Source organism: Fervidobacterium gondwanense DSM 13020 (assembly GCF_900143265.1).
Lineage (GTDB): Bacteria > Thermotogota > Thermotogae > Thermotogales > Fervidobacteriaceae > Fervidobacterium > Fervidobacterium gondwanense.
The window spans coordinates 1-7,556 of record NZ_FRDJ01000023.1 but is presented as its reverse complement, the minus strand read 5'-3'; the positions used below and the strand labels follow the sequence as shown (position 1 = coordinate 7,556).

Genomic DNA, 7,556 nt, shown 5'->3' with positions numbered 1-7,556 from the left:
TCTCATCTTTTGATTTTAAATACTCATAAACACCCTTGACTGTAACTCCTTTGATAGCAAGCTTTGATTTTATCTCATCATAGTATTTGTCCAATTTACTTGGTTTATTTCTATTCTTAGGTTTTCCTTCATAACCCTCATAATACTTTTTTACTGTTCTTCTGTCTATCCCATATATTCTTGCAAGTTCTGAAAAGTTAGGTTTCATTTTCATCGCCCTTATCATGTTTAAATGTGCTGTTAAGTTCTGCATTTGATATCCCTCCTCACTATGAGAAAGGATATCATATCAATGTACAATTTTGTACATCCTTATATTCCACTTTCAGTACATTTTTATTTTATCATTAACAGTTTTTGAGATAATTATCTCTGTAATACTTTGCCATTCCAACGTAATCCGCATCGTTACCTGCTAGGAACGATACTTCAAGTTTCGCATCGAATTTATTCATGTCTTTCTGAGCGACTTGTATACCTGCACCACTGCGACTTGTTGGTTGAAGGTATTTTTGGCGGTATATAAATTTTGCGGAAACCCAGTTGTAAAGGCTTAATATACCACTTGGATAAGCGACGATAGAAGAGTACTCTTTACCAGATGTCACGACACCAAATATAGCGTTTCTTTTAACACCATGAACAATTCCAAAGACCGGTGTAAGTATCGACGGTTCTTCACGTAAGAAATCATTTGGCCTTTTTGAACGAAGGTCGTTGACAGAAGCTAAGTTATCGATACCGTAATCCTTACCATACACCCTCTTTTCAAACCAATTCAGATAATGAGCGGGCTTTGAAAATCTGATAAGCGCACCTGGACCGTCCGGTACGAACACGTATCCATCTATCTCATTTGAAACTGTACTTCCAAGAAACGGTGCAAAGATAACCGAAGCCAACGTGTATTTTCCAGATTCCTTTATGGTACCATTCTTCAATTGAAAGACAATTCTATCTCCACTCAGTCTTACGCTCAACAGGAAAGATATGTCTACTTTTTTGAAATTGAATTTAAAATCTATACCATCATTGACTCTACTATAGCTTTTTTGAACACTTTCATCGGCACTTCCAATCACATTTGAAATACCACGATCATCGAAGTATTCGATTAAAACTATCGACTTTGCTATTGCCTTCCACGTATCATTCATTTCAGAGAATGCTTCATGCGTTGTTACGACATCACCCCAGATGTATCCACTTCTTTTATCGACAACCCTCAACGATGTTGTTTTCAAATCGATCCATAATTCCAAAGCACTTGATTCACCTATCTTCGTATAACCTTCCAATGTGAATGGAGAATTAACATCTACGTACTTCTCTGGTCGTGTAAACCTGTTCGATAAGAATTCATTTCCTATCGCCTGAGAAAAAGACAGATAGCCAACAAGCAAGTATATTATAGTGAATAAAAATTTGTATTTACCTTGAAATCCTGACACGATACAACACCTCCTGAACTATACCAAAAGCGGTTTCCGTTAGTTGGTCCCACAACATGTATACTATTGAATATATTAAAATCATCACGAATATCCAACCAAGTGTGAGTAAAATACTCTTTATCGTATTTCTGATGTTGTAATCGTGGATCTCTTTTACACCAGTAAAGAGTAAAACACCAACCCACGATATGATAATTAATGAGGCAAAATCGATTAAGAACGTCTCATTGTATGTGAGTATATACGTACTTAAAATGACTAACGGTTGAAAGAGTATATATGGTGCGAACGTGTAAGCGGTGAAGATGTATATATCCCTTAACGTTCCTTTCCCATCGTTTATGGAGCTCACAAGCCAATTAGATATGACCCACAATCCAACTGGTGCAGCTGCCGTTAAAATCACAAACCCAACACTTCTCTCATTTGTGTTCAAATTGAATATAAAACTCCTGCCGAAGTAATCGAATAGTACAACAATCAAGAACAACAAATAAATAATCGAAGCTGATAACACAGAACCGTGCCTTTTCTTTTGGATATAGTAAAACGTATCTAACGGATGTTTTAGAATATTTTTCATGTATAAAATATCTGAAATGAGCTTTGATTTTACCTTTACCTTTACGCTAAGTTTCCCGGTTCTTGATAGCCAGTCGATGAGTACGAATAGAATGATAATCAGTAAGAAAACAAAGAGTATCAACCCCATATGATTTTGCAAAAACATATTCCTCAATTCCCAAAATGCATCGGAGTAATCTCTACGTGAAAATGCTTCTTTGAAATGCAAAGCTGCTCTATTGTAATCTCCTTCTTGAAAGTATGCTTTACCCAGTCCATGGTGTGCGATCTTTGAATATCCATCATAGGTCATTACTTGTTCCCAGTACTTCTTACTTTCTAAGTACTTACCTTCTTCATATAAATTCAACGCTTTGTGGAGTATATTCGCATATTCTGTTGGTACAAATATGTGGACAAGGCCTCTTTCTCTATCAAGCACGTACAAATTCCCATTTTCATCAGTTGTTATAGCTACAGCTACGGAAAAGAGTCCATTTCGTTCAGTTGCTATTGCGCGTCCACCGAACGAAAAGATAAGGTTACCTTCCTGATCATATTCGTAAATCAAACCGGTTTCCGTTAATGCGTACATTCTCCCATCTTTATCAACAGCTATATCGATGAAATTATCTTCATCGATCATCTTTCTATCACGAGAAGCTGACAGTACATTTATACCGATAGTGTTGTGCCTTTTTATTGCATTACCAGATTCCTTCTGTGTTACGGTGTATATCAAACCTTTGTCATCGATAGTGATATTTGTATATGGTTTAGGAATTCTATTCAACAACTTTGCCTTTTGCTCTTTCGTGTAAAATAAATCTATGAATTTATCTAAAAATGTTAAACCAACGGTATTACTACCGAAGTATCCAAGAAACTGTCCATCTTTATCAAGTTGTATAATTCCTTCAAAAGTACCTTCGCTAACGATGTACAAATTGCCTCTTTTATCTACGACTAATTTCTTTGGTTTGTAATTAGCTGTCTCACCGAAGAGTGGATTCGTAGGTCTACCTATTCTTTTCACTTCCTCACCTGTAAGCGTAAAGACAACTACTTCGGAACTTCCCGGATCAGCAACATACACATATTCATCTGTTACGAATATACCTGTTGGTTGCCACAGTGCCATATCACCTATGGTACTAATTTCCATAGTGTTCATATCCAAAACAACGATACGAGCGTTACCTGAATCGGCGATATACATCTTAGAACCTTTGATAAATAAATCCTCAGGATAATAAAGATCAAAATCTTTAAACAACACTTCACTCACAAGATAGGCATCTTGTGTAATCTTCCAATTGTTATTACCGGTAAGTGTGTAAGTTAAGAATGTACTATCTACACCGAACACTGTGGATAAAAAGATCAAAGAGATTAAAAAAGATAAGAGAACCTTCGCTTTCATTTCCTATATCACCTTCCATTGCTATGACCTACTACTTTAATCCACTGTAAGCCATTGTATTCATAACTCTTGATTGCATAACTATGAACAATATCAAATTCGGTACGAACATGATTAAACCAGCTGCTGCTGAGATACCTTGACCTGCTATAGTGTTTCCCGTTGCTTGAGTTAAATTCGATACGTAAAATGCAAATGTTCTGAGATTTTCGTTGTTTATGTAATACGTTGAGGCTTCGGCACTATTCCAAGCAACTTGGAAAGCGAGAATCCCTACTGTTGAGATTGCAGGTTTGAGAAGAGGGATTATGATATTGAATATTATATGGAAATCGTTGGCTCCATCGACCAAGGCGGCATCGATAAGCGCATCTGGTATCTGGTCGATGAATTGTTTCACAAGGAAGACACCTATTGGCATGGCAAGTAACGATAAAATATTTATTATGAACGTATCTATAAGTCCAAGACTTTGAATTATAAAATACCTTGGAATAATAACCGCTATCGGAACGAACATAAGAGCAAGGTTATTTATGGTGAAGATTACTCCCTTAGCCTTGAAATGTTTCTTGGAAAGTGTGTAACCAGCGAAAACAGATATGATTATTGTGAAAAGCACGGTGAAAAATGCCGTGAGTATACTGTTCATAAGATACCTACTTACTGGAATATTGGATGTTCTTGTCAGGGCAAAGAGTTGGTAAAAATTATCAAGCGTCGGTCTTCTAACAAAGAACCTCGGTGGATACAAAAATAATTCATCGAGAGGTTTGAAAGCTTGCGAGAAGATAAAAATTATCGGCAACGTCATAAACAAAGCGATAGGTGCCAGTATGAAATAGAACTTTAATTGACTTTTGTGAAAGTACCTTGGATTTGTTTTAGTCGTAAACTTTGCCATCGACCATCCCTACCTTTCACCGAACAAACGCCATGCTACACGAGAGAAGAACCAGATTATAAGTAACAAAACAACTGATAAAGCAGCAGCGTATCCCATTTCGTAACGTAAAAAGCCGTAATCTTCTATATGGTTAACTATCAATTGCCCTGCGTACTGCGGTGTTGGATTGGAACCGGACAAGGCAACACCGATACCAGCTGATGTAAATGTATTAACTATCGACATAACAGCACCAAAGAGCATCTGAGGTTTCATAGCAGGAATCGTAACGTATATAATCTCTTGTAATCTATTCTTTATCCCATCTATATATGCTGCTTCGTACAATTGTTCATCGATATTCAATATACCAGCAAGCATAGCAAGGAATCCGACACCCATACTACTCCACAAGGAAACAATAATCATAATATCCATAAGATGTTGAGGTGACTGCAACCATTGAACTGGTTTATCTATTAATCCAAGGTTCAACAATAACGCATTCAGATAACCTTGCTGATCACCGTTGAACAACACACGCCAAACAACGGTCATCGTCACACCAGCAGTTAAAGATGGAGAATACAAAATAAGTGCAAAAATCGTTCGTGGTATCTTGGTAAGTTGAGCAACAAGCCAAGCAAGAATAAATGAGAGTATGTATCCACCGACACCTACTATAAGAGCGTATTTAATAGTATTTGGAAGAACTTTTTGCATGAAGATGTCGTCTCTTGTTAATAAAATGATGTAATTCTGTATACCTATCCACCTTGGCTTTTCGATAGCGTTGAAGTAAGTAAATGAAAGAAATATAGCCACAGCAACTGGTAAGACGATGAATATTGTAAAAAGCGTTAGATAAGGTGATAAAAGAAGCCAATGATTTGAACGCCTTTTCGGAATTTTAGTTACCATATGTATCACCCCAAAGTTTTCGTTGATTATCCAAAACAACAGACGCTCTTACCCCGAGATTTTCTTTAACGAATTCTTCCATATTAGCGTACATTTTGTATGGTTTAACAGGTTTCCCCTCTTTTATGTAACCGAATTCAGTTAACTTTCTCTCAAGCTCTCTGTTGATTATAATCACCGACCTATCTATAGATGTTCTTAACGGATAACCTTCTACTACTACCCTGTTCCATATGTTACTAACTTCCCTTTCTGTCATGTAACCACCCGGATGTCTTTGAACTTCCCTTATCCATTTCCATTGATTTAGAATGACCTTTTTATGCCTTTCATCTATAAAATCCATTTCTTTGAAAGCGTTAACGTTTGCCGTATTCCAAAGGTATGTTGGACCGTATCTGTTAACAAGTGTACGTGCGAATTTAAGTTGTGTTTCTTTTGAAAGCCACCATTTCAAGAATATCCATGCTTTTTCCTTTTTATCAGAATTTGCAAACACAACATCTGCACGATCTCCGGAGACTTGATAACGTTTCACCACACCATCGTTCCCCATGACACCCGGAGAAAGAGCAATATCCCACGCACCGTACAACTCATCTGCAGCGTTCGAAAGTACAACATAAAGTCCGAAATCACCAACACCGATTGGTACCCTTCCATAACGGAACGAATTGTAAAAGTTGGCAACCTGTTCAGGCATACCGTACACTGAGAAAAGATCCGTCATCAACTCAAAAGCCTTCACGGAATTTTCTTCATTTAACGCCGCTCTAAATCCATCTTGTGAGTACAACTTTGCATCATTTTGGAAGAAGAAAGGAGCAGTGGTGTTGAAATACTTTGTGGTCTGTTCACACATGGGTATGAAAAAGTTCATACCTCTTCTTTGCAATTCAGGAAGGATCTTCTTCACATCATCCCACGTGTTAGGTAACGGAATATCGAGGTTCGAAACTATATCTTTTCGATAGAACAACACATAAAAATTCTGAGTTTCAGTAACACCGTATACCTTATCATCTATCACCATAGGTAACAGTGTTTCGATATTGTAATCCTTAGAAACAACTTCAAAAAAGTCAGGAAAATCCGAAAGTGGATAGAGTGCTTTTCTAATTGCAAGTTCAAAAGGAACCCAGTTGCTAATACTCAAAGCAATATCTGGCACATTACCCGATGATGCAGCTAATATGAGCTTTTGTTCATTTGGCATAAGTGAGAGTACCACAGGAATACCTGTCTTTTTGCTAAAATCTGTATCTATCAGGTACTGTAATGTTTCAACGTATTGAACAGGTCTATTTACCCATATACGTAAAGCACGTACATCTGTTTTCTCAAAAATTGAATAATCTTGATTTTTATTAAACAGTGAAAGCCAAAGCTTCTCAACTTCTTCGTACATCGTAATAAAGCCAGTATTAGCACTTTGAAGAGTGTTTGGAAGAACACCCTGGAAGACATAGACCTTATCGATGCCCATTGGTTGCTCTTTTAACCTCATAGATAACTCCGACAATCTTTGCGCTACAGATGAAGCACCACCACTTAACTCATCGAGGAAAAACGGTAACTTCTCTGGTTTCTTCAAAATCTTATCGATAAGATCCGCAGCGACAAGCAAATCCGAGATAGAAGAACGACCTTGTTGACCAACAACGTTAAGTAAATTTTTATAGTCCTTTCTCAACTTAAGCGAGATATCCTTTAATTCCTTCAACACGCCGGGCATATACTTTTCAATATCCCACGTTCTGTTTGGATCAAGATTATTTCCAACAAGCTTCTGAATATCAAGACCTATACCCTGTACTCTCTTAACAATACTTTGCAATTCTTCGATCAATTTTTCATATATACCAGTTGATACTTCCAAAGACAGTACATGGTAACCCTTACCTAGGTAGACCTCATAAGGCAAGACCTTATCTTTCCAAGCGTAAGATGTATATTCAAATGGTAAATTATTGAATTCCTTGAAAGGTAAGATGCCATCTACATACAGATTACGAAAAACAGGAATACCTCTTCAAAGAAATATTTTTGATTAGCCTCCTGAAATACGTTTTTTCTTATTTTTTCAAAAAATTCTTACTTCCCTTTCTTTTCCAAAAGAGTTTATCTAAAATCTTAATAATTTTAATTTTTTATCTTTAATGAATTAATTCATTATTTTTATGTCGCTTTATTCCTTCTTAGATTATTTTTTTTAACTACTTCCCCACCATTTTCCCTCAAACTAACCCTCTTATGCCCACCTGGTTTGTTCCACACTCTCACATTCCTTCGTCCTATTTGAGGTATG

At 36.8% G+C, this 7,556-nt stretch carries 5 protein-coding genes and 1 pseudogene; all 6 read right to left on the bottom strand.

Translation table 11 applies throughout. The features are described 5' to 3' along the window. Positions 1–253: pseudogene (locus BUA11_RS10185) on the bottom strand (IS21 family transposase); the annotation flags it as partial. Positions 254–347: 94 nt separating this feature from the next. After that, positions 348–1,451, bottom strand: coding sequence for a DUF5696 domain-containing protein (locus BUA11_RS10180; protein ID WP_072761168.1), 1,104 nt, complete (start codon positions 1,449–1,451; stop codon positions 348–350). Further along, a complete protein-coding gene (locus BUA11_RS10175) occupies positions 1,432–3,441 on the bottom strand; it encodes a YIP1 family protein (RefSeq protein ID WP_072761167.1) in 2,010 nt (669 codons plus the stop codon). Before BUA11_RS10175 ends, BUA11_RS10180 begins: the two co-directional genes overlap by 20 nt. A gap of 31 nt (positions 3,442–3,472) precedes the next feature. Then, positions 3,473–4,345 (bottom strand): carbohydrate ABC transporter permease, encoded by an 873-nt coding sequence (locus BUA11_RS10170; protein ID WP_072761166.1) that lies wholly within the window; start codon positions 4,343–4,345, stop codon positions 3,473–3,475. A 9-nt stretch (positions 4,346–4,354) separates the two neighbouring features. After that, a complete protein-coding gene (locus BUA11_RS10165) occupies positions 4,355–5,248 on the bottom strand; it encodes a carbohydrate ABC transporter permease (RefSeq protein WP_072761165.1) in 894 nt (297 codons plus the stop codon). After that, the gene (locus BUA11_RS10160) at positions 5,238–7,172 is read right to left on the bottom strand and encodes an extracellular solute-binding protein (protein WP_245789729.1); all 1,935 of its coding nucleotides are present in this window, start codon (positions 7,170–7,172) and stop codon (positions 5,238–5,240) included. The genes BUA11_RS10165 and BUA11_RS10160 overlap by 11 nt, the downstream gene beginning before the upstream one ends. Positions 7,173–7,556 lie beyond the last annotated feature (384 nt).

Bases quoted from the DNA above. Each gene is read 5' to 3' on its own strand.
- BUA11_RS10175 (WP_072761167.1), bottom strand. From the start codon at position 3,441: ATGAAAGCGAAGGTTCTCTTATCTTTTTTAATCTCTTTGATCTTTTTA.
- BUA11_RS10170 (WP_072761166.1), bottom strand. From the start codon at position 4,345: ATGGCAAAGTTTACGACTAAAACAAATCCAAGGTACTTTCACAAAAGT.
- BUA11_RS10165 (WP_072761165.1), bottom strand. From the start codon at position 5,248: ATGGTAACTAAAATTCCGAAAAGGCGTTCAAATCATTGGCTTCTTTTA.